This is a genomic window from Aminobacter sp. DSM 101952 (assembly GCF_001424795.1).
Classification (GTDB): domain Bacteria; phylum Pseudomonadota; class Alphaproteobacteria; order Rhizobiales; family Rhizobiaceae; genus Aminobacter; species Aminobacter aganoensis.
Genome location: NZ_LMCL01000013.1, coordinates 1 through 22,401, shown reverse-complemented (window position 1 = coordinate 22,401; position 22,401 = coordinate 1). Strand labels below are relative to the sequence as shown.

Genomic DNA, 22,401 nt, shown 5'->3' with positions numbered 1-22,401 from the left:
CGCCTAGCCAGATCCGTGGTTCGACAGGCTCACCATGAGGAACTTAGCCGGCCGGGCCACGTCACCCTCCCGCCAGGTCAAACGCCTTGCGCAACGTGATGGGCGCGGTGTTGCGCCAGGCGGTCACCAGCGCGCTGCGCAGCGTCTTCTCGTCGGCCGCCGCCAGCACCGCCACTGTCCATCCCTGCTTGCCCCAGCCGCCGTCGACGGGCCGGAAGATCGCGGGCTCGGCGCCGCACATCATTTCCTGCTGGTCGCGCGTCAGCTTGATCACCGCGTTGCCGTCTTCGGGCAGGGTGGCGAAGACGCGGTCGCGGACGCGGAAGTCGGGTTTGCCGAAATGCGATTTCTCGGTCGCCGCAGGCAGTTCCAGGGCGATCCGTCTGACATCGTCAGGTGTCATGGCGAGGTCTCCTCGATCCCGTCATGGTGCGGGATCGAGGCGGACGGCGCAAGCTTGGGCCGTCCTGGCTTTTCCGTGCCTCAGGCCGCCTTTTCCGCCAGCACCATGTAGTTGACGTCCATGTCGCGCGATTTCTGCCAGCGGTCGGCCAGCGGGTTGTAGACCACGCCGGTGCGGTCGATGGTGGCGAGGCCTGCGCCGGTGAGCGCCTTGTCCAGTTCTTCGGGGCGCACGAGCTTGCCGTACTGGTGGGTGCCGCGCGGCAGCCAGCGCAGCACGTATTCGGCGCCGACGATGGCGAGGCCGAGCGCCTTGAAGGTGCGATTGATGGTGGCGACGAACATGATGCCGCCGGGCTTGACCATCTCGCCGCATTTCTTGACGAACAGCTCGACGTCGGCGACGTGCTCGACCACTTCCATGTTGAGGATGATGTCGAATTTCTCGCCGGCGTCGGCAAGGTCCTCGGCCGTCGTGGCTCGATAGTCGATGGTCACGCCGCTTTCGGCAGCATGGATCTTCGCCACTTCGATGTTGGTGGCCGAGGCGTCCGCCCCTACCACTTCGGCGCCCAGGCGGGCCATCGGCTCGCACAACAGGCCGCCGCCGCAGCCTATGTCGAGGATGCGCAGGCCTTCGAAGGGCCGTGCGGCGTGGGTGTCGCGACCGAAGCGCGCGGCGACCTGGTCGCGGATGTAGCCCAGGCGGATCGGGTTGAACTTGTGCAGCGGGCGGAACTTGCCGTTCGGGTTCCACCATTCGGCGGCGAGCGCCGAGAACCGCTCGACTTCTCCGGCATCGATGGTCGATGGGCGGGGATCTGGCATTGCTGTGGTCTCCTTCGAGCGCAAGGAAGTCGGGTCTGGCGCGGGGATTGTCAAGGCGACAATTCCGCGAGCTGTTCGACACTGCATCGAAATCCGCGACCGGACTTTGCGCGCCGGCAAAAAAATCGCGCTGATTTGTCTGATCGGGCGTCCTTGCGGAATGCGCGTGTTTTGGCTATGCAGGCCGCGCATTCGGCACCGTGTCGCAGACCGGTGTTTTCACTCATTTTCCGGCCCCCGTGGGGCCGGCGTTCATGGCAAGGGCATTTCGCTTTTATGGCGCGCATCGTGATGAAATTCGGCGGTACGTCCGTCGCCGACATCGCCCGAATCCGCAACGTGGCGCGTCATGTCAAACGCGAGGTCGACGCGGGCCACGAGGTTGCGGTGGTGGTTTCGGCGATGGCCGGCAAGACCAACGAACTGGTTGCCTGGACCCGCGACGCCTCGCCGATGCATGACGCCCGCGAATATGACGCGGTGGTCGCCTCTGGCGAACAGGTGACGGCCGGCCTTTTGGCGCTGGCGCTGCAGAACGTCGGCGTCAACGCCCGCTCCTGGCAGGGCTGGCAGATCCCGATCAAGACCGACAACGCCCACGGCGCTGCACGCATCCTCGACATCGACGGCTCGTTCCTGGTCAAGCGCTTCCAGGAAGGCCAGGTCGCGGTCGTCGCCGGCTTCCAGGGCATCGGCCCGGACAATCGCATCGCGACCCTCGGCCGCGGCGGTTCCGACACCTCGGCCGTCGCAATCGCGGCAGCGGTGAAGGCCGATCGCTGCGATATCTACACCGATGTCGACGGGGTCTATACTACCGATCCGCGCATCGAGCCCAAGGCGCGGCGCCTGTCGCGCATCTCGTTCGAGGAAATGCTCGAGATGGCCTCGCTCGGCGCCAAGGTGCTGCAGGTCCGCTCGGTCGAACTCGCCATGGTGCACAAGGTCCGCACCTTCGTGCGTTCTTCCTTCGAGGATCCCGATGCGCCCGGCATGGGCGATTTCCTCAACCCGCCTGGTACTCTCATTTGTGACGAGGATGAAATCGTGGAACAGCAGGTCGTCACCGGAATTGCCTACGCCAAGGACGAAGCCCAGGTCTCGCTGCGCCGTGTCGCCGACCGGCCGGGCGTGGCCGGCGGCATCTTCGGCCCGCTGGCCGAGGCCAACATCAATGTCGACATGATCGTCCAGAACATTTCCGAGGACGGCAAGTTCACCGACATGACCTTCACCGTGCCGTCGGGCGACGTCAACAAGGCGCTGGCGGTGCTCGAGAAGATCCGCCCCGACATCGGCTACGACGCGGTCCAGCATGACGAGGGCATGTCCAAGGTGTCGGTCATCGGCATCGGCATGCGCAGCCACGCCGGCGTCGCCGCCACGGCCTTCCAGGCGCTGGCTGCCAAGGGCATCAACATCCGCGCCATCACCACGTCGGAGATCAAGATCTCGATCCTTATCGACGGCCCGTACACCGAACTTGCGGTTCGCACTTTGCATTCCGTCTACGGTCTCGATAAGCAGTAGTATCAAGGAGTCGAGCGTCACCGCATTTGCCGGCGTGGCAAGCATGTGCCGCGCCGGGTCCAAACCATTGGAGACGGTGAATGATACGTGACATGGCCGCTGGGCCACGCGTACTTCTGAAACGGCTCCGCGAATTGATGGCGGAGCCCCTCGAGCCACAGGAACGGCTCGACAGGATCGTGCGCGATATCGCCGCCAACATGGTGGCCGAGGTCTGCTCGCTCTACGTGCTGCGCGCCGACTCGGTGCTCGAACTCTACGCCACCGTCGGCCTCAACCCCAATGCGGTCCACCTCGCCCAGCTGCGTCTCGGCCAGGGCCTCGTCGGCACGATCGCGGCGAGCGCGCGCGCGCTCAACCTGTCCAACGCCCAGGAACATCCCGCCTTCGCCTACCTGCCGGAAACGGGCGAGGAGATCTACCATTCCTTCCTCGGCGTGCCGGTGCTCAGGGCAGGGCGCACGCTCGGCGTTCTCGTCGTCCAGAACAAGACGATGCGGCATTACCGCGACGACGAGATCGAGGCGCTCGAAACCACCGCCATGGTCATCGCCGAGATGATCGCGTCGGGCGACATCGCCCGGCTCAGCCGGCCCGGCCTCGAACTCGACATGTCGCGCCCGGCTAGCTTCACCGGCATCGCCTTCAACGAAGGCGTCGGGCTTGGCCATGTCGTGCTGCACGAGCCGCGCATCGTCGTCACCAACCTGTTCAACGAGGACAGCGACGAGGAGCTGCGCCGGCTCGAGGATGCGCTCGGCTCGCTGCGCCTGTCGATCGACGACATGCTGGAGCGCCGCGACGTCGCCTTCGAGGGCGAGCACCGCGAGGTTCTCGAAGCCTACCGCATGTTCGCCAACGACCGTGGCTGGGTGCGCCGCCTCGAAGAGGCGATCCGCAACGGCCTGACGGCGGAAGCGGCGGTGGAGAAGGTGCAGAGCGACATGCGCGCCCGCATGCTGCACATGACCGACCCCTATCTGCGCGAACGGATGAGCGATTTCGACGATCTCGCCAACCGCCTGCTGCGCCAGCTGATGGGCCGCGGTCCCGAGACGATCGCAGCCTCCTTGCCCAAGGACGCCATCATCGTCGCCCGCTCGATGGGCGCTGCCGAACTGCTCGACTATCCGCGCGACAGAATGCGCGGCCTGGTGCTGGAGGACGGTGCGCCGACCAGCCACGTCGTCATCGTCGCGCGCGCCATGGGCATTCCCGTCGCCGGCCAGATGAAGGGCGCCGTTTCCATGTCGGAAAACGGCGATCCGATCATCGTCGATGGCGAAGAGGGCATTATCCATCTCAGGCCGCAGCCCGATCTCGAGGCGGCCTATGCCGAAAAGGTGCGTTTCCGCGCCCGCCGGCAGGAGCTCTATCGCGAACTGCGCAAGAAGCCGTCGGAAACCAAGGACGGCGTCAAGGTCGACCTGTTGATGAACGCCGGCCTCGCCGTCGACCTGCCGCAGCTCGCCGAGGCGGGCGCTGCCGGCATCGGCCTGTTCCGCACCGAACTGCAGTTCATGGTGGCGTCGACCTTCCCGCGCGCCGAAGCGCAGGAGAAGCTCTACCGCGACGTGCTCGACATCGCCCGCGGACGCCCCGTCACCTTCCGCACCATCGACATCGGCGGCGACAAGGTGCTGCCCTATTTCAAGGGCTCGGCGCAGGAGGAGGAGAACCCGGCACTCGGCTGGCGCGCCATCCGCCTGACGCTCGACCGCCCCGGCCTGCTGCGCACTCAGGTCCGCGCGCTGCTCAAGGCTGCCGGCGGGCGCGAGCTCAAGGTCATGCTGCCGATGGTCACCGAGCTGTCGGAAATCGCCCAGGCGCGCGAGATCATCGACCGCGAGGTGCGCCACCTGTCGCGCTTCGCCCATCACCTGCCGACCAGCCTGAAGCTCGGCGCCATGATCGAGGTGCCGTCGCTGCTGTGGCAGCTCGACGAGCTGATGCAGTCCGTCGACTTCGTCTCGGTCGGCTCCAACGACCTGTTCCAGTTCGTCATGGCCGCCGACCGCGGCAACACCCAGCTCGCCGACCGCTTCGACCCGTTGTCGGTGCCGTTCCTCAGGGTGCTCAAGCAGATCGCCGACGCCGGCGCGCGCAACCACACCCCGGTCACGCTGTGCGGCGAGCTCGCCGGCAAGCCGATCTCGGCGATGGCGCTGCTGGGCGTCGGCTACCGCTCGATCTCCATGTCCCCGGCCTCCATCGGCCCGGTCAAGGCGATGCTGACGGAACTTCCTCTCGGCGAGCTGAAATCCTTCCTCGACGACAATCTTTCCGGACCTGCCGCCAACCTGCCGATGCGCGCGTTGCTCCAGGCCTTTGCGGACGACCGTTCCATACCCCTATGATCAGCCTGCCCCACGACAGAATGGACCAAGTCGTCAAGCGCTTCGACATGCTCGAAGCCCAGATGGCTGCCGGCCCCGAGCCGGACGCCTATGTGAAGATGGCGTCCGAATATTCCGACATCCAGGACCTCGTCGGCAAGATTCGCGCCCTGCGCGGCGCCGAGCAGGAACTGGCCGACCTCGACGCCATGCTCGACGACAAGGGCACCGACGCCGAGATGCGGGCGCTTGCCGAGATGGACAAGCCCGAGGTCGAGGAGCGCATCGAGGAGTTGCAGCGCGACATCCAGATCCTGCTGCTGCCCAAGGACGCCGCCGACGAGAAGAACGCCATCCTCGAAATTCGCGCCGGCACCGGCGGCGACGAGGCTGCGCTGTTCGCTGGCGACCTGTACCGCATGTACGAGCGCTACGCCACCTCGAAGGGCTGGCGTTTCGAGGTCGTCTCGGCCAGCGACGGCGATGCCGGCGGCTTCAAGGAAATCATCGCCGGGGTCTCCGGCAAGGGCGTGTTCGCGCATCTCAAGTTCGAGTCGGGCGTGCATCGCGTCCAGCGCGTTCCGGCGACCGAGGGCAGCGGCCGCATCCATACGTCGGCCGCCACCGTTGCGGTCCTGCCGGAAGCCGAGGAGGTCGACATCGACATCCGCGCCGAGGACATCCGCATCGACACCATGCGCGCCTCGGGTTCGGGCGGCCAGCACGTCAACACCACCGACTCGGCGGTGCGCATCACCCACTTGCCGACCGGCATCATGGTGGTCCAGGCAGAAAAGTCGCAGCACCAGAACCGGGCGCGGGCCATGCAGATCCTGCGCGCCCGCCTCTACGACATGGAGCGCAGCCGCGCCGACGAGGAGCGCTCCTCGTCGCGCAAGTCGCAGGTCGGCTCCGGCGACCGGTCCGAGCGCATCCGCACCTACAACTTCCCGCAGGGGCGGCTGACCGACCACCGCATCAACCTGACGCTCTACAAGCTCGACCGGGTGATGATGGGCGAACTCGACGAGGTCGTCGATGCGCTGATCGCCGACCACCAGTCGAAGCTTCTGGCCGACATGGGTTCGGATGGCTGAGATTGCCGTCCAACCGGCAGCAAAGAACATGCGAGTATGCATGCGGTGGCTTACCCCCACCCCTAACCCCTCCCCAGAAGGGGGAGGGGGACTGGTTCGCCGGCCTTTCTGCCCAAGCCGTCACCGTCAGACCGGACGCCATGGTAGCGTGAGATTCCCCTCCCCCTTGTGGGGAGGGGTTAGGGGTGGGGGTACTTTCATCGCCGAGTATGTGGGGCGAGTGGCCGTATGAACCGCTCCGAAACTCTCGCCTCACTTCACCTTTCCGCCCGTCGTCGCCTCGCCGATGCTGGTATTGAGAGCTCCGCGTTGGACGCCCGGCTGATCGTCGAACACTTCACTGGCACATCGCGCACGGATGCGGTGCTGCGTCCCGATGCGCCGGTGGCCGACACCATCGCTCGCGAGATCGAGGCCGCCCTTGATCGCCGCATCTCGGGCGAACCTGTCCACCGCATTCTCGGCTATCGCGAGTTTTACGGCATGCGGCTCAGCCTCTCCACAGAGACGCTGGAGCCGCGCCCGGATACCGAAACGCTCGTCGATGCCGTCTTGCCCTTCGTCCACGAGACGGCGGCGGGCGAGGACATCTGCCGCATCCTCGACCTCGGCACCGGCACCGGGGCCATCGCGCTTGCGCTCGTCACCCAGGAGCCCCGTGCGGTGGCCGTCGGCGCCGACATCTCCGACGATGCGCTGGCCACCGCAGCGGCAAATGCCGGGCATCTGGGCGTCTCCGCGCGCTTTTCGGCAAAAAAATCCGATTGGTTTTCACATATTGATGGTCTGCACCATTTAATCGTCTCGAATCCTCCCTATATATCCTCATCAGAGATCGAGGATTTGCAGAACGAGGTTCGCAATTTTGATCCGCGCCGCGCGCTCGACGGTGGCCCGGACGGTCTTGAGCCATACAGAACCATAGCGTCGGGTGCTGCGCGCCATCTTGAAAAAGATGGCCTTGTCGGACTTGAGATCGGGCACGACCAGCGCCACGACGTGACGAGCATATTCGAGCGAGCCGGTTACGAATTGCTGTCCCATTACAAGGACTTGGGTGGCAATGACCGGGTGCTGGTGTTCCGGCTCCAAGCACGGCCAGACGGGTCTAAAAAAACCGCTTGGCAACGAAAGTGAATGCCGCTAGTTTCCGGCAACCGGATGAGACGAAGCAGGCAGTGCTGTTAAACGATTCGGTTTCCTTCGAAACTAGCTGCCTTCTTGCGTAGACGACGCTCTAGCTTCGTGCGGGGATCGTCCGGCAAGTGACATGAAACCGAAACAGGATGGCATGTGGCGCTGACGCAAGGATTTTGCGGGCGATCACGGGCGGAAAGATACGAAACGGCAGGCCGCCTAAGTGCCCCCGTTCGGATGAATTCAACACAAAGAGAATCTGATGAGGCCACAACAGCAGAACAGGCGCATGCGCGGTCGCAATAACAACAATAATAACAATAACAACAACAATAATAACAACAGCAACCGCAAGGGTCCCAACCCGCTTACGCGCAACTACGAGAGCAACGGTCCGGACGTGAAGATCCGTGGCTCCGCGCAGCAGATCGCCGAAAAATACGCCACGCTGGCGCGCGACGCGCAAAGCTCTGGCGATCGCGTGATGGCCGAAAACTACCTGCAGCACGCAGAGCACTACAACCGCATCATCGCTGCCGCCATGGCGCAGATGCCGATCCAGCACCAGCAGCAGAGCCGCGACGAGTTCGACGGCGACATGGATGACGAGCGCGACGAGGAGAACGTTGGCAACAACGTCGCCGAGGCATCGGTCCAGCAACCGCAGCAGGAGCCTGTCGTCAACGGCACCGGCCCGCAGCCGGAAATCGAAGGCACGCCCGCCGAGGTCGCCCTCAATCCAGAAGCAGCCGGCGAAGGCCAGCCGCGCGAAGGGCGCCGCGAGCGCCGCCCGCGCCATGAAGGCCGCCGTCCTCGCCAGCCCGACCAGCAGGCCGAGGCCGCTCAGGCCGACGCTCCGCAGGTCGAAGCTGTTGCCGTCGAGCAGCCGCAGCCGGAAGCCGCAGTCGCCGAGGCGGCACCCGCCGCTGAAGCCGCCGAGGGCGAGGTCGCCGCAGCACCGCGTCGTGGCCGTCGGCCGCGTCGTGGCGAGCGCAGCGCCACTGCGCCGGAAGGCGAGGCAGCTGCCGACGCACCGGCGCCCGAAGGCGGACTGGCCGTCGTCGAGAGCTGATCGGCACTCCGGCATCGTCGGAGCATCGCGAGAGACACCGAGCGGCGGGGGCCAAAATCCCCCGCCGCTTTTTTTGTTTTTTGACTTCGATCAAGACGCCTTGAGGGATATCGTCCTACTCACCATATCACGCTCAGTTGGGTCCGGCCCGTTTGGGCGGATCCGTCACCTTGAGCCAGACCGGTGCCGCCAAGCGGGCCGGGTACGGAATGGAGACATTGAATGAACCCTGAAAAGTATTCCGAGCGCGTCCGCGGTTTCATCCAGTCGGCGCAGACGATGGCGCTTTCGCGCAGTCACCAGCAGTTCACCCCCGAGCACATCCTGAAAGTCCTCATCGATGATGAGGAAGGCCTTGCCGCGTCGCTCGTCGAGCGCGCCGGTGGCCGTGCCCGCGACGTCAAGCTTGGCGTCGAGGCAGCCCTCGATGCGCTGCCCAAGGTCGAGGGCGGCAACGGCCAGCTCTATATGGCCCAGCCGCTTGCCAAGGTGTTTTCGACTGCCGAAGACCTGGCCAAGAAGGCCGGCGACAGCTTCGTTACTGTCGAGCGGCTGTTGACGGCGCTTGCCGTCGAGAAATCAGCCAAGACCGCCGAGATACTGGCCAAGGCCGGGGTCACCGCGCAGGCGCTGAACCAGGCGATCAACGACATCCGCAAGGGACGCACCGCCGACTCTGCAAGCGCCGAGCAGGGTTATGACGCCTTGAAGAAATATGCTCGCGACCTGACCGCCGATGCGCGTGCCGGCAAGCTCGATCCGGTCATCGGCCGTGACGACGAGATCCGCCGCACCATCCAGGTTCTGTCGCGCCGCACCAAGAACAATCCGGTGCTGATCGGCGAGCCCGGCGTCGGCAAGACCGCCATCGCCGAAGGCCTGGCGCTGCGTATCGTCAATGGCGACGTGCCGGAATCGCTGAAGGACAAGCAGCTGATGGCGCTCGACATGGGCGCGCTGATCGCCGGCGCCAAATATCGCGGCGAGTTCGAGGAGCGGCTGAAGGCCGTTCTCTCCGAGGTCACCGCGGCTGCCGGCGGCATCATCCTGTTCATTGACGAGATGCACACGCTCGTCGGCGCCGGCAAGGCCGACGGCGCGATGGATGCGTCCAACCTGCTGAAGCCTGCGCTGGCCCGTGGCGAGCTGCACTGCGTCGGCGCCACCACGCTCGACGAGTACCGCAAGCATGTCGAGAAGGACGCCGCCCTTGCCCGCCGCTTCCAGCCGGTATTCGTCGAGGAGCCGACGGTCGAGGACACCATCTCGATCCTGCGCGGCCTGAAGGAAAAGTACGAGCAGCACCACAAGGTGCGCATCTCGGACTCGGCGCTGGTCGCCGCCGCGACGCTGTCCAACCGCTACATCACCGACCGCTTCCTGCCCGACAAGGCGATCGACCTCGTCGACGAGGCCGGCTCGCGGCTGCGCATGCAGATCGATTCCAAGCCGGAAGCGCTCGACGAGATCGACCGCCGCATCATGCAGCTCAAGATCGAGCGCGAGGCGCTGAAGCTCGAGAAGGACGACGCCTCGCGTGACCGTCTCGACAGGCTCGAAAAGGAGCTAGCCGGACTCGAGGAAGAGTCGACCCGCGTGACCAGCCAGTGGATGGCCGAGAAGGAAAAGCTCGGCCTTGCCGCCGACCTCAAGGGTCAGCTCGAGGAAGCCCGCAACGAACTCGCCATCGCCCAGCGCAAGGGCGAGTTCCAGAAGGCGGGCGAGCTTGCCTATGGCCGCATCCCCGAGCTTGAAAAGAAGCTCGTCGAGGCCGAGGCCCTCGAAGGGCGCGGCACGATGGTCGAGGAGACCGTCACGCCCGACCATGTCGGCCATGTCGTCTCGCGCTGGACGGGCATTCCGGTCGACAAGATGCTCGAAGGCGAGCGCGAGAAGCTGTTGCGCATGGAAGACGAGATCGGCGTCCGCGTCGTCGGCCAGGGCGAGGCGGTGCAGGCGGTGTCCAAGGCAGTGCGGCGTGCCCGCGCCGGCCTGCAGGACCCGAACCGGCCGATCGGCTCGTTCATGTTCCTCGGCCCGACGGGGGTCGGCAAGACCGAGCTCACCAAGGCGCTCGCCGACTATCTGTTCGACGACGAGCACGCGCTGGTGCGCATCGACATGTCGGAGTTCATGGAAAAGCACTCGGTCGCCCGGCTGATCGGCGCACCTCCCGGCTATGTCGGCTACGAGGAAGGCGGCACGCTGACCGAAGCCGTCCGCCGCAGGCCCTACCAGGTGATCCTGTTCGACGAGATTGAAAAGGCGCACCCGGATGTCTTCAACGTGCTGCTGCAGGTGCTCGACGACGGCCGCCTGACCGATGGCCAGGGCCGCACCGTCGACTTCCGCAACACGCTGATCATCATGACGTCGAACCTCGGTGCCGAATATCTGGTGGCGCTGGGCGAGGGCGAGGATGTCGACCAGGTCCGCGACGAAGTCATGGGCGTGGTCAAGGCGTCGTTCCGGCCGGAATTCCTGAACCGCATCGACGAGGTCATCCTGTTCCATCGCCTGCGCCAGCAGGACATGGGCAAGATCGTCGCGATCCAGCTCCAGCGGCTGGAAAAGCTGCTCGCCGACCGCAAGATCACGCTCGACCTCGCGCCCGACGCGATCGAGTGGCTGGCGCACAAGGGCTACGACCCGGCCTACGGTGCCCGCCCGCTCAAGCGCGTCATGCAGAAGGAGCTGCAGGACCCGCTCGCCGAGAAGATCCTCGGCGGCGAGATCCTCGACGGCTCGACCGTCAAGATCACCTCAGGCTCGGACCGGCTCAATTTCCGGTCGAAGCCGACCGTGGTGACGGAAGAGGCTGCATAAGGCTCGTCATGGGCGTCGAGCTTGGCTTCGACCCCCACTCCGCCTCGGCTTCGCCTCGACACCTCTCCCCCGATCGACAGGGGAGAGGTGCCTCGCACAGCGAGGCGGAGTGGGGGGCGACAGACTTGAGGTCGACACACCGAGGGGAACATGACGCTCGACGAATACAACGGCTTTTGCGCCTCGCTGCCGCACACGACCCATGTCGTGCAGTGGGGCGGGGCGCATGTCTGGAAGGTCGGCGGCAAGGTGTTTGCCATCGGCGGCTGGAACGACGGGGCGGGGCTTTCCGTCTCGTTCAAGGTCTCGGAAATGGCCTTCGACGTCCTCAAGGAGCAGCCCGGGCTGCGTCCCGCGCCCTATCTCGCCTCGCGCGGCATGAAATGGATCCAGCGCCAGACCGGCGAGAGCATGGATGACCAGGCACTGCGCGACTACATCGGCGAAAGCCACCGGCTGATCGCGGTGAAGCTTCCCAAGGCGATCCGCCAGCAGCTCGGACTGCCGGCCTAGAACCATGCCCGCCCTTCGCGGCCGCCCAGGATGGCCGCAAATGCCTGCAAAGCGGCCATTTTCATGCCCTGTTCATGTTGGAAGGGTTAGCAGATCGTTATTGGATGTCGGTGGACAACAGTGATTCCACCGGGACCGCCTTGGCGGCGGTCGAGATTCGGAGAGATTTGGCGACCATGTTGCGCAAGATCGTTGTGCTTTCTGTCATGGCCACCGGCCTGTCGGCGCTGCAGGCCATGGCCGCGGTGTCGCCCACGGGCGAGCCCGCGCCGCGCCGCGTGGCCGAAGATGCGCAGGCCATCCGCCTCGCCCAGAGCGAAGACGTCGAGATCTTCTACGACGGCCGCGGCAACCGGGTGCTGGTCGATCCCTACACCGGCAAGGTCATCGCCGTGCAGCCGCCGGAGACGCGGCTCAACCGCCAGGCGCTGCGCCGCGAGTTGCGCCGCCAGGAGCTTCGCCGCGACTACCGCGAGGGCGACGTGCTGATCGGCCCGGCCGACGACGGCTACTATTCCGACGACGCGCCCGCCATACCGGCCGACCCGAACGGCGGCGACGACTATTACGACGACCCCAACGCCTTCCCCGAGGCGCCCGGCGGTTCGCGGGTCGTTGCGCGCGAGCCGTTGCAGAGCCCGGACGACCAGCCGGCGCTGCCTTCGACGCCGCGCATCACCGAACAACCGCTCGAACCGTCGATTGCGGTCAAGGGCCGCGAGGATGTCGCCGCGCTGCAGATCCTGCTCGACCGTGCCGGCGCCTCGCCCGGCGTCATCGACGGGCGCTTCGGCTCGAATGTCGACAAGGCGCTGGCCGCCTACAACGAACTGACCGGCACCAGCCTGAAATCGACCGACGCCGAAGGCATCAAGCAGGCCCTGGCCGAGACCGGCGGCGACGCCTTCGGCTCCTACACCATCACGCCCGAAGATGCCGCCGGCCCGTTCGTCGCCTCGGTTCCGGCCGACTACAGCGAAAAGGCCAAGCTCGAGCGCATGAGCTTCACCTCGGTCACCGAAATGCTGGCCGAGCGTTTCCACATGGACGAGAATTACCTCAAGGCGATCAACCCGGAGGCTAATTTCAACCGTCCCGGCACCATCGTGAAGGTCGCCAATTTCGGCAAGCTGGTGAACAAGCCGGTCGCGCGCATCATCGCCGACAAGAGCCTGAAGCAGGTGCGCGCCTACAATGCCGAGGGCCAGCTGGTCGCCGCCTATCCTGCCACCATCGGGTCGAGCGACACGCCGTCGCCGACCGGCATCCACGCGGTGTCGCGGGTCGCGCTCGATCCCAACTACACCTACAATCCCAAGATCAATTTCAAGCAAGGCGAGAACGACAAGGTCCTGACCATCCCGCCGGGACCCAACGGCCCGGTCGGCTCGGTCTGGATCGCCCTCGACAAGCCGACCTACGGCATCCATGGCACGCCCGACCCGTCCAAGATCGGCAAGACCGAAAGCCATGGCTGCGTGCGCCTGACCAACTGGGACGCGCGCGAGCTCGCCAAGATCGTCAAGTCGGGCGTGCCGGTCGAATTCATGGAGTGAGGCCAGCCACGGCCGAGCTTGGATTCCCTTGCGTCAACCTGTAGCCTGAAGGCGCAGGCTGGGTGCAGAGGGAGCCGGGGGCATGCGACTATCCGCAGACTGGTTTTGTCGCCGCTGGAAGAATTGGGTCGTTCTCTCGGCCATCGTCCTTGCGCCGATCCCGGCCCTGGCCCAGGCGATTGCCCCGGAACAGGTCACTGCCGCGCTGTCGAAACTCGAGCAGCAGGCCGAAGCCGTCATCGCCGATGGCGGCGTGCCGGCTCTCGCCATCGGCGTCGTGCATGACGACGAGGTCGTCTACCTCAAGGGGTTCGGGCTGCGCGAGGCAGGCAAGCCCGAGACGGTCGACGCCGACACCGTCTTCCAGATCGCCTCGCTGTCCAAGCCGGTTTCCTCCACCGTCGTGGCGGCGCTGGTCAGCGAAGGCCTGGTTTCCTGGGATTCGAAGATCGTCGACCTCGATCCGGCCTTTCGGCTTGCCGATCCTTATCCGACCGCCGAGCTGACCGTTCGCGACCTGTTTGCCCATCGCAGCGGGCTGCCCGGAACGGCCGGCGACGACCTCGAGGAGATAGGCTACGACCGCGCGGAGATCCTGCGGCGCCTGCGGTTCGTTGCGCCGTCGTCGAGCTTTCGCGCCGGCTATTCCTACAGCAATTTCGGCCTGACGGAAGGCGCGGTCGCGGCGGCGAAAGCGACGGGCAAGCCGTGGGAGGACGTCGCCGAGGACAAGCTCTATCGCCCGCTCGGAATGATTTCGACCAGTTCCCGCCATGCGGATTTCCTCAAGCAGGCGAACCGCGCCTCGCTCCACGTCAGGGTCGACGGCGCCTGGGCGGCAAAAGTCGAGCGCCAGCCGGACGCGCAGGCGCCGGCCGGCGGCATCAGTTCGACCGTGCGCGATCTGGCGCAGTGGGTTCGTCTCGAACTCGGCAACGGGTTTTTCGGCGGAAAGACGCTGATCGCGGCCGATGCGCTGGCCCAGACCCATGTCCCGCTGATGACCCGCGGCAAGAACCCCGTCACGGGCGGGGCTTCGTTCTATGGCCTCGGCTGGAACGTCGAGTTCGGCCGCCATGGCCTGAGCTGGGGCCACGCCGGCGCCTTCAGCGTCGGAGCCCGCAGCCTGGTCACGCTCTTTCCGGAGCAGAAGCTCGGCATCGTGATCCTCGTCAACGCCTTTCCCACAGGCGTGCCCGAGGGATTGTCCGACAGTTTCGCCGATCTCGTCTTTGACGGAAGGGTCGACACCGACTGGGTGAAGGCGTGGAACACGGTGTTCGAAGGCCTGTTCGGCCCGGCAGTCGCCGCAGCCAAGGCAACGTATGCGGCACCGCCGTCGCCGGCGATGCCGGCCTTGCCGAGCGACGCCTATGCCGGCCGCTATTCCAACGATTTCATCGGCGACGCAGTGGTTTCGGGCACCGAGAATGGCCTTGTGCTTCAGGTCGGTCCGGATGGCGCCCGATCCTACCCGCTGACGCATTTCGACCGCGACCTTTTCCTGGCTTTCACCTCTCCCGAGATGCCCGACATGCCTTCCGCGGTCCGCTTCGCCATCGGGCCTGACGGAAAGGCGTCGGCGGTCACCATCGAAGCGCTCGACGACAACCAGCTTGGCACGCTGAGCCGTGCGGCCCGCTGACGCGGGAGGGGCGGGCCAGGAACGGCAAGGAACACAGGGCACCTGCATGAAGCTACGCGCCGAACGGCCCGAGGACGTCGACACCATCCGCTCGCTCACCAGCGCCGCTTTCGCGACCGCGCCTCATTCCAGCCAGACCGAGGCGGCCATCGTCGATGCCTTGCGCGATGCCGGTGCCTTGACGTTGTCGCTCGTCGCCGAAGACGATGGCGAGATCGCCGGCCACGTCGCCTTCTCGCCGGTGACCGTCAACGGCGCGGATGCCGGCTGGTACGGGCTCGGCCCGGTTTCGGTGTGGCCCGACCGGCAGGGGAGGGGCATCGGCCAGGCCCTTATACGCAAGGGGCTCGACGACCTCCGTCAGCAGGGTGCCAAAGGTTGCGTGCTGATCGGCGACCCCGCCTATTATGGCCGCTTCGGTTTCGTCGCCGATCCCCGCCTGACCTATGGCGACATTCCCTCCCAATATGTCCAGCGGCTGGCTTTCGGCGATGAGCTTCTTGTCGGCGAGCTTGCCTTTCACGCAGGCTTCGACGCGAGCTGAACGCAGCGGCTGCCGGCGCAGTCAGTGCACGCCGGCACCTTCCCTTGCAACGAGCTCGACCAGCCGGTCGAACCCCGTTCCGGTGCCCGAAATGCGCGCCGCCATCGCGTCGGCAGGGCCGAGGAACGCCAGTTGCTCGGTAAATACCATCCGTGTCTGCGCCCCGTCGGGCAAAAGCTCGATGGTCGCCAGCGAGGCGGAAATCCGCTTGCCGGCATGGCTCATCTCGAAGCCGTAGATGATGCGCTGGCCGGCTGCGATGTCGAAATAGTCGGCGCGAAATGTGAGCTCGGTGCCATCTGGCATGCGCCAGCGCTTGGCCTCGATGCCGCCGACGCGGAAGTCGAAGCTGTCTTCGAGTACGGTCCAGTCGGGGTGGCAGTCATTCCAGCGCGTCTTGCGCTCCGGCTCCGACCAGAAGCTGAAGGCATGCCTGGGGCTCGCCGGCAGGTCTCGCTCGATGACAAAGGTGGTGTGAGCGACGGATAATACGGTCATGATCGGTCTTGCTCCTCGGGTATTTCCTTCATTGCCTCGATGAGGCGATCGAATGCCTGGTTCATTGCGGTCTGCCGCTTGCGGACCCAGTCGTCGATGGCGGCGAAGGCTGCCGCTTGCATGGTGTAAGTCCTAATCCGTCCGACCTTGCGTGACACGACGATGCCGCCATCCTCGAGCACCCTGAGATGCTTGAGCGCGGACGGCAGCCCCATGTTGGCCGGTCCTGCCAGCTCCTTGACCGTGGCCGGACCGAGGCTCAGCCGCTCGACCATGCCGCGGCGGCCGGCATCGGCAAGGGCAGTGAACATGCGGTCCAGTTGCTGGGCTTCCATCATCGGCGCTCCCCTCGGCCGTCTCGTCTAATCATGCAGAAACCTCGCCGGCATCGCCTCGCGAACGCCATGCCGGCGGCTCCAATGGTTTCTGTTCATGGAAACTATTTGGTATTGGCGGCATTGGCAAGAGAAAGTTTCCGCTGTCGGAAAGTGTGCGGCTTTGCTGCGGTTTCCCAGGCGTGGAGAGGTTCTCCACGCTTCGCGTTTTTTGATGCAACAAGATTTGCGAGTTCTCGTCAGCCGCGTTCCTTCGCACCCCCTCTGGCCTGCCGGGCATCTCCCCCACAAGGAGGGAGATCACGCCGTCATCGGCGCTGGCCACAATCACGGACCGTGCAAGGGCTAACTCATTGCCAGACAATCACAATCTTTGCGATGTCGCAGAGTGGGCGCCGTCGGCGACGAGACTAATCTCCCTCCTTGTGGGGGAGATGCCCGGCAGGGCAGAGGGGTGTGTGAAGGAGCTCGAGGCTGAAGATTGGCTTCGTAAAGCGCAGACCGTCTGTCACCATCTGTCACCATCCCGCGTGGATAGCCGCCCTCGTTTCTCCACCCCCTTCCAACCTCCCGTATCATTCACTTGCGATCTTCCACGGGACTCCGGTGCGCACCGGGCTACGGGGGGAAGCGCCGTTCTGCTGGGTGATGAGCCCCCAAGCCTGGGCCTTGCTGGCGGCCTGCGGAAACCCCGCCGCCGCGAAGAGCGGGGCAAGAACACCGGGCGGGGCGCGAACGTCGCGCCACATATCAAACTATCGGAAGGCACGGCCTCGCGCCCCGCTTCCCGAACCTTTTCTCAAGCAATGGCCAGACCGGAAACGGGGCGTGGCAAAAACGGAGCGCGTGTCCTTGTTCCTCGATGTCGCCTGGCCGCCAGAATTCGTCTTCCTGGTCACTTCCCGCGCAACCATCCCGCACATAGTCTCGCGCCATGGACACCTCCGCCGCCCCGCCTGCCCAGAACAACAACCACGTCTTCTGTCCGCCCGAGGCGCGGCGCTACGTGCTTGTGTCGGCGATCCTGGCATCGAGCATGGGTTTCATCGACGGTTCGGTGGTCTCGCTCGCCATGCCGGTCATTCGCGAAGACCTCGGCGCGTCGCTGGTCGACGCGCAGTGGATCAGCAATGGCTACATGCTGTTCCTGTCGGCGCTGGTGCTGCTCGGTGGCGCGGCGGGCGACGTCTTTGGCGTGCGCAACATCTTTGCGACCGGCATCGTGCTGTTCATGGTGACGTCGGCTGCCTGCGCGCTCGCCATCGACGCCGAGATGCTGATCGTCATGCGCGCGGCGCAGGGCATAGGTGCGGCGCTGATGGTGCCGGGGAGCCTCGCCATCATCGCCAAATCCTATCCAACGCAGACGCGCGGCAAGGCCATCGGCCAGTGGGCGGCATTCTCCTCGCTGACCACCGCAATGGGACCTTTCGTCGGCGGCATGGTGCTGTCGTTCGGCGCCGAATGGATGTGGCGCCTGATCTTCGCCATCAACGTGCCGATCGGGCTGATCGCGCTGACCATGCTGCTGACCAAGGTGCCGCGCGACCGGCCGTCATCGAAGCGGCGGCTCGACATCGCCGGCGCGATTCTCGCGACCGCCGGCCTCGGCCTGATGGCCTGGGGGCTGACGGCCTTCGGCCTGCCCGTCGAGGCGCGGGCCGTCTCGCCCTGGGCCTGGATCGTCGGCGGTGCGGCGGTCTTCGCCGTCTTCATCCTGTGGGAACACCGCGCCCGCGCGCCGATGGTGAAGCTCGAGCTGTTTGCCTCGCGGGCCTTCACCGGCGCCAATCTCTATACGCTGATCCTGTTCTTCGCCTTCAACGCGGTCCTGTTCTTCCTGCCGATGACGGTCGCCTCGGGTTGGGGCGCCAAGGAATGGGAGGCAAGCCTGCTGTTCCTGCCGCTGTCCCTGTTCATCGCCGGTCTGTCGAGCTATTCGGGGCGGCTTTCCGACGCCATCGGGCCGCGTTGGCCACTGACCGTGGGGGCGGCCATCGTCGGCATCTCCTATCTCGGCCTCGCCTTGACCATGCCGCTGATGATGCTGTGGCAGGTGACGTTCCCGATCCTGCTGCTCAAGGGGCTCGGCATGGCGATCGTCGTTTCGCCGGTCTCGGCAGCGGTGATGCGGGCGACACCCGAAGAAGACACCGGCCTCGCTTCGGGTATCAACAATGCGCTGGCCCGCGCTGCCGGGCTGATGGCGGTGGCGTCGCTCGGCGCGGTTGCCGGCGTCGTCTACGCCAATGTCATCGGGTCTGCCGCGCCCGGCGCGGAGTTCGGCGCCTATGTTCGCACGCCGCTCGATGCAGCGGCCGAGGTGTTGCGGGTCGCGGCCACCAACGATGCTTTTGCGGCAATCGCCGCCATCTCGGCTGCGATGTGCTTCGTTGCGTCGGCGGTCGCCTGGTTCACGCAACCGTCGTGGAAACGAAAGCCGCCGTCAGACAAGGCCGACGCCACGCCTGTGCTTGCCGATGGATAAGATCGTGTCGAAGGCTTTTAGCACCTTGTTAAAACCTTCAGGCCAGTCTCAGCCCCTGGACAAGGTGGCAACGATGTCGGCATCCGATCAGCGTCGGCAGCAGGAAACCGGCGAGTCGGCAGGTGCCCGGTCAGCCGGCACCGGCTGGCGCCGGATCGGAGCGCTTGCACCTTGGTTGCTTCTGGGCATCGTCCTGTTCGCCGTCGACATGCGCCTTGAATTGTTCGAGCGCCTCTACGAGGCGACCCGCACATACGAGGCGTGGCAACTGGACGAGGTGCTGTCGCTGCTTCTTTGCGCGGGCATCGTCGCGCTCGTCATGCTCGGCTTTCGCACCCGGCAGCTCTCCCGCGAGATCGCTCGGCGCGAAGCGGCCGAGCGTCTTGCCCATGATTCCGCCCGCCACGACCCGCTGACGGGGCTCGCCAATTCCCGCCGGTTCCGCGAGGAGATCAGGTCGACCATCAGCCACCCGGAAAAGGCCTCGTCCGGCTGTGCCGTGATCTATATCGACCTCGACGGGTTCAAGCCGGTGAACGACACGCATGGCCATGCGGCGGGCGACAGCGTGCTGGTCGAGGTGGCGCGGCGCATCGCCCAGGCAGCGCCGAAAGGGGCGACTGTGGCGCGGCTTGGCGGCGACGAATTCGGCCTGGTCGTCTCCGGCGTCGGCAACCCGGAGGCATTACTGTTCCTGAGCCAGCGGCTGCAGCGTGACATCGCCAAGCCGATCGAGATTGGTTCGCTGCTTCTGACGGTCGGCGCCACCGTCGGCATCGCCGTGTTCCCGGACGATGGCAGCGACGCCGATGCGCTGATCGTGTCGGCCGACCATGCGATGTACATCGCCAAGCGTGCGAAGAGCGACGGGCTCGGCCGCAACGGCGCCGCACGGGCAAGCGTCGCAAGCTGATCCCGCCGACAGCCGTCGGCAATATGCTGGAAAGACCTAGCCGCTGGCCTTTGCGGTGCTCGCCACCTTCAGCGAGTCCTTGTTCTCTTCCTTGAGAAGATCATCGATGCGCTCGCGCTCGAGCTTGAAGGCGGTGAGGTCCTCGCCGGTCAGCACGCGGCCGGTGGGCAGGCGCACGCGCATCGGGTCGACCTTGGTGCCGTTGACGATCAGCTCGTAGTGCAGATGCGCGCCGGTCGACAGGCCGGTGGTGCCGACATAACCGATGACCTGGCCCTGGCGGACGCGTGCGCCGGGCACGACGTTCGGCGCGATGCGGCTCTGGTGGTTGTAGGATGTCTCGTAGCCGTTGGTGTGGCGCAGGATGGTCTGCTTGCCGTAGCCGCCGGCCCAGCCGGCCTTCTCGACGACGGCGTTGCCGGCGGCGATGATCGGCGTGCCTGTCGGCGCCGACCAGTCGACGCCGGTGTGCATCTTGACGTAGCCGAGGATCGGATGCTTGCGGCCGCCGAAGCCGGAGCGGTACTTGCCGTTGGGCAGCGGGTTGCGCAGCAGGAACTGGCGCGCGCTGCGGCCGTCCTCGTCGAAATAGTCGACTGCGCCGTCGCCCATCTGGAAGCGGTAGAAGTTGCGGGTGTTGCCGCCGAAATTCGCCGAGACATAAAGCAGCTCGGAATCCTCCGACGCCTTGTCGTCGCCGTCGGGCTGCGAGAAGAACACCTCGATGCGGTCGGAAGGATTGAGCCGCGACTGGAAGTCGACGTCGGACGAGAGCAGCCGGACCAGCTTCTTGGTCATGTCCTGCGACATGCCGTAGGAATAGGCGGCCCGGTAGATGCCGTCATAGACAGTGGGCAGCGCGCCGCGCGACGTCGTCGGCACGGTCGGCGTGTCCTCGAAGGCGGTGGCGATCTCGGGGTTCGGCTCCGGCTCGTCGCCGGGCACGAACTGACTCTTGTCGTCGAGCGCGATGGTCAGGATGTGCTGGGTGCGGTCGTAGACGCTGGTGCGCACGATCTTGCCGACATCGCCGCGAACCTCGAGGCCGACGCGCAACACGGTGCCGGCCTTGAGCGCGGTGGCATTGAGCAGCCGCGACACCGCGTTCGCCATGCCGAGCGCGTCCTCGCCAGCATAGCCGGAATCGGCCAGCGCATCGACGATCTTGCGGTCCTTCTCGAAGGCGATGATGTCTTCGGCATAGGACAGCGTCTCGGGATCGACATCGGCGCGGCTGGCAACCGAGACGTTCTCGGGCACGATCTTGATGCCGTAGGAGCCAGCCAGCGTCTGGTCGGCGAAGGCATCGCCGAAGCGCTGCGGATCGACATAATGCAGCGAGGCAACCTGGATGTCGCCTTCGGTCAGGTCGCCGCCGGCGTCGCGGACGACCTTTTCGACCTCGTTGGCCGAAAGGGCCGAGGTCTCGTCGAAGGCCGCGGTGTCGACGGGGAAGTCGACGGTCTTGAGGCTCATCTCGCTCTCGACCTTGACGCCATAGATCTGGCCGGTCGCGGCCGTGGGTGCCGCCTGTGCCGGGCCGTCTTCGGCAAACACGGTCAGCGGATCGAAGGCGGGATAGTTGCGCGTCGTCGGGTGGCTGGCGGCCAGCGCCATCTTGATCTGCACGAAGGGCATTGTGCGGATCACGTCGCGGTCGCCCTGCTTGGTGACCATCGACACTTCCATGCGTCGGCGATCCTTGGCCTTGGCGATCTGGCGCAACGGCGCAAGGCGCGTGGTCTTGGCCTTCTGGCCGGCATCGCCGCTGGCAAGGGTCGCGAGTTCGGCGATCTCGGGTGGGGTGGCCAGCTTCTCGCGGCCGTCGAGCGCGGCAAACAGTGCGACGCCCATCAGCACGGAGGAGGTCACGCCCGTCAGGAAGGTGCCCGACAGCCAGCGCGCCGAGACCTCGCGACGGTCCGGGGGACCGGCGCGGCCATCCGCGATCAGCGGCGGCTCATTGCCGAGCTCGGCTATGGTCTGGTCCGTATCCTGCATCCAGTACGGCTAAAATCCCCGACGCTTCGCGCCCGCTTGCTTTTAATTGCCAAGACATTTGCCTGTCATGGCGCTCCAAGTCAACGAAGCCGCATCAGCGGCGCCGCCGAACCTGCCGTCTCTCTGTACATATATGGCGCAGACAGTGCCGTTCGCGCCAGGGCCGCATCGAGACATCTGCCCGCATTGGGGCGGGAATAGGGCTCCGGGCGGGGCAGGGGGACGTTGTCCCTCTTTGTATAAGAAGAATGGATGCCGCTAGGGGGGATGGATGCGCCGCTGAGCTGGCCGGCATACTTTATACATATAGCGCCATACGGGTATCGGGTCCCGAGGCTGCGCGAACAGCTCCATGGCCGGCTGCCCGACGCGTGAATCACCAATGAATCGCCCTGTTGCCGAAAAATATGCGTCGGCTAGCTGTTCTGTTGCCCCCGATTCCGGGTGATTTGGCCATGGTTCGCGTCTTGCGTGCTGATTTGTTTGGGCTTTTCGTGCCTGGATTGAACGCCTTGCGTGGTGCAGGCGTGTTGGCCGACGGATCGAAGCAGTTATTTGCCGGACCTTACGCAGGGTCTTGTAGGTGTTTGGGCGTTTGTCGCAAAAAATTCGCAAAAGTTGGAAAAAGGTCGTTGACAGTTTGAAGGGGTGGCGACTATATACGCCTCAACAACGAGGGC

17 protein-coding genes are annotated in these 22,401 nt (G+C 65.5%); 12 read left to right on the top strand and 5 right to left on the bottom strand.

Going from position 1 to position 22,401, the window contains the following annotated elements; all coding sequences use genetic code 11:
- Positions 1–61 precede the first annotated feature (61 nt).
- Positions 62–403, bottom strand: a complete 342-nt coding sequence (locus tag ASC75_RS12660) for an MmcQ/YjbR family DNA-binding protein (protein ID WP_055975568.1) — start codon at positions 401–403, stop codon at positions 62–64.
- 80 nt (positions 404–483) lie between these two features.
- Positions 484–1,230, bottom strand: a complete 747-nt coding sequence (ubiG, locus tag ASC75_RS12655) for a bifunctional 2-polyprenyl-6-hydroxyphenol methylase/3-demethylubiquinol 3-O-methyltransferase UbiG (protein WP_055975565.1) — start codon at positions 1,228–1,230, stop codon at positions 484–486.
- 276 nt (positions 1,231–1,506) lie between these two features.
- Here ubiG and ASC75_RS12650 point away from each other — a divergent pair, with 276 nt between their 5' ends.
- The 10 genes from ASC75_RS12650 (at position 1,507) to ASC75_RS12605 (ending at position 15,486) form a co-directional block, all read left to right on the top strand.
- Positions 1,507–2,760 (top strand): aspartate kinase, encoded by a 1,254-nt coding sequence (locus tag ASC75_RS12650; RefSeq protein ID WP_055975562.1) that lies wholly within the window; start codon positions 1,507–1,509, stop codon positions 2,758–2,760.
- An 83-nt stretch (positions 2,761–2,843) separates the two neighbouring features.
- Positions 2,844–5,117, top strand: coding sequence for a phosphoenolpyruvate--protein phosphotransferase (gene ptsP, locus ASC75_RS12645; protein WP_055975670.1), 2,274 nt, complete (start codon positions 2,844–2,846; stop codon positions 5,115–5,117).
- A complete protein-coding gene (gene prfA / locus ASC75_RS12640; protein WP_055975559.1) occupies positions 5,114–6,193 on the top strand; it encodes a peptide chain release factor 1 in 1,080 nt (359 codons plus the stop codon). Before ptsP ends, prfA begins: the two co-directional genes overlap by 4 nt.
- 228 nt (positions 6,194–6,421) lie before the next feature.
- On the top strand, positions 6,422–7,330 hold the full coding sequence (gene prmC, locus ASC75_RS12635) for a peptide chain release factor N(5)-glutamine methyltransferase (protein WP_055975556.1): 909 nt from the start codon (positions 6,422–6,424) through the stop codon (positions 7,328–7,330).
- A 289-nt stretch (positions 7,331–7,619) separates the two neighbouring features.
- Positions 7,620–8,402: a DUF4167 domain-containing protein gene (locus ASC75_RS12630; RefSeq protein WP_082496548.1), complete on the top strand. Its 783-nt coding sequence runs from the start codon at positions 7,620–7,622 to the stop codon at positions 8,400–8,402.
- Positions 8,403–8,624: 222 nt separating this feature from the next.
- A complete protein-coding gene (gene clpB / locus ASC75_RS12625; RefSeq protein ID WP_055975553.1) occupies positions 8,625–11,228 on the top strand; it encodes an ATP-dependent chaperone ClpB in 2,604 nt (867 codons plus the stop codon).
- A 150-nt stretch (positions 11,229–11,378) separates the two neighbouring features.
- Entirely contained in the window at positions 11,379–11,741 is a 363-nt protein-coding gene (locus ASC75_RS12620; protein WP_055975551.1) for an MmcQ/YjbR family DNA-binding protein, read from the top strand.
- Positions 11,742–11,917: 176 nt separating this feature from the next.
- On the top strand, positions 11,918–13,297 hold the full coding sequence (locus ASC75_RS12615) for a L,D-transpeptidase (RefSeq protein WP_055975548.1): 1,380 nt from the start codon (positions 11,918–11,920) through the stop codon (positions 13,295–13,297).
- An 82-nt stretch (positions 13,298–13,379) separates the two neighbouring features.
- Complete coding sequence (locus ASC75_RS12610; RefSeq protein ID WP_055975545.1) at positions 13,380–14,942, top strand: serine hydrolase; 1,563 nt, start codon at positions 13,380–13,382, stop codon at positions 14,940–14,942.
- 46 nt (positions 14,943–14,988) lie between these two features.
- Positions 14,989–15,486, top strand: coding sequence for an N-acetyltransferase (locus ASC75_RS12605; protein ID WP_055975541.1), 498 nt, complete (start codon positions 14,989–14,991; stop codon positions 15,484–15,486).
- A gap of 21 nt (positions 15,487–15,507) precedes the next feature.
- On the opposite strand, the gene ASC75_RS12600 is transcribed toward ASC75_RS12605, so the two are convergent.
- Complete coding sequence (locus ASC75_RS12600) at positions 15,508–15,984, bottom strand: SRPBCC family protein (RefSeq protein ID WP_055975538.1); 477 nt, start codon at positions 15,982–15,984, stop codon at positions 15,508–15,510.
- A complete protein-coding gene (locus tag ASC75_RS12595) occupies positions 15,981–16,322 on the bottom strand; it encodes a metalloregulator ArsR/SmtB family transcription factor (protein WP_200943453.1) in 342 nt (113 codons plus the stop codon). The genes ASC75_RS12600 and ASC75_RS12595 overlap by 4 nt, the downstream gene beginning before the upstream one ends.
- 931 nt (positions 16,323–17,253) lie before the next feature.
- Here ASC75_RS12595 and ASC75_RS12590 point away from each other — a divergent pair.
- Together ASC75_RS12590 and ASC75_RS12585 are read left to right on the top strand one after the other, a co-directional pair.
- Positions 17,254–18,807 (top strand): MFS transporter, encoded by a 1,554-nt coding sequence (locus ASC75_RS12590; protein WP_055975535.1) that lies wholly within the window; start codon positions 17,254–17,256, stop codon positions 18,805–18,807.
- Between the two features lie 73 nt (positions 18,808–18,880).
- Complete coding sequence (locus tag ASC75_RS12585) at positions 18,881–19,720, top strand: GGDEF domain-containing protein (RefSeq protein ID WP_055975531.1); 840 nt, start codon at positions 18,881–18,883, stop codon at positions 19,718–19,720.
- 36 nt (positions 19,721–19,756) lie between these two features.
- On the opposite strand, the gene ASC75_RS12580 is transcribed toward ASC75_RS12585, so the two are convergent.
- The gene (locus tag ASC75_RS12580; RefSeq protein ID WP_055975528.1) at positions 19,757–21,721 is read right to left on the bottom strand and encodes a M23 family metallopeptidase; all 1,965 of its coding nucleotides are present in this window, start codon (positions 21,719–21,721) and stop codon (positions 19,757–19,759) included.
- Positions 21,722–22,401: the final 680 nt, after the last annotated feature.

Excerpts from the sequence above, each read along its gene's own strand:
- ASC75_RS12660 (WP_055975568.1), bottom strand. The coding sequence starts at position 403 with ATGACACCTGACGATGTCAGACGGATCGCCCTGGAACTGCCTGCGGCG.
- ubiG (WP_055975565.1), bottom strand. The coding sequence starts at position 1,230 with ATGCCAGATCCCCGCCCATCGACCATCGATGCCGGAGAAGTCGAGCGG.
- ASC75_RS12650 (WP_055975562.1), top strand. The coding sequence starts at position 1,507 with ATGGCGCGCATCGTGATGAAATTCGGCGGTACGTCCGTCGCCGACATC.
- prfA (WP_055975559.1), top strand. The coding sequence starts at position 5,114 with ATGATCAGCCTGCCCCACGACAGAATGGACCAAGTCGTCAAGCGCTTC.
- prmC (WP_055975556.1), top strand. The coding sequence starts at position 6,422 with ATGAACCGCTCCGAAACTCTCGCCTCACTTCACCTTTCCGCCCGTCGT.
- ASC75_RS12630 (WP_082496548.1), top strand. The coding sequence starts at position 7,620 with ATGCGCGGTCGCAATAACAACAATAATAACAATAACAACAACAATAAT.
- clpB (WP_055975553.1), top strand. The coding sequence starts at position 8,625 with ATGAACCCTGAAAAGTATTCCGAGCGCGTCCGCGGTTTCATCCAGTCG.
- ASC75_RS12620 (WP_055975551.1), top strand. The coding sequence starts at position 11,379 with ATGACGCTCGACGAATACAACGGCTTTTGCGCCTCGCTGCCGCACACG.
- ASC75_RS12615 (WP_055975548.1), top strand. The coding sequence starts at position 11,918 with ATGTTGCGCAAGATCGTTGTGCTTTCTGTCATGGCCACCGGCCTGTCG.
- ASC75_RS12610 (WP_055975545.1), top strand. The coding sequence starts at position 13,380 with ATGCGACTATCCGCAGACTGGTTTTGTCGCCGCTGGAAGAATTGGGTC.
- ASC75_RS12605 (WP_055975541.1), top strand. The coding sequence starts at position 14,989 with ATGAAGCTACGCGCCGAACGGCCCGAGGACGTCGACACCATCCGCTCG.
- ASC75_RS12600 (WP_055975538.1), bottom strand. The coding sequence starts at position 15,984 with ATGACCGTATTATCCGTCGCTCACACCACCTTTGTCATCGAGCGAGAC.
- ASC75_RS12595 (WP_200943453.1), bottom strand. The coding sequence starts at position 16,322 with ATGATGGAAGCCCAGCAACTGGACCGCATGTTCACTGCCCTTGCCGAT.
- ASC75_RS12590 (WP_055975535.1), top strand. The coding sequence starts at position 17,254 with ATGGACACCTCCGCCGCCCCGCCTGCCCAGAACAACAACCACGTCTTC.
- ASC75_RS12585 (WP_055975531.1), top strand. The coding sequence starts at position 18,881 with ATGTCGGCATCCGATCAGCGTCGGCAGCAGGAAACCGGCGAGTCGGCA.
- ASC75_RS12580 (WP_055975528.1), bottom strand. The coding sequence starts at position 21,721 with ATGCAGGATACGGACCAGACCATAGCCGAGCTCGGCAATGAGCCGCCG.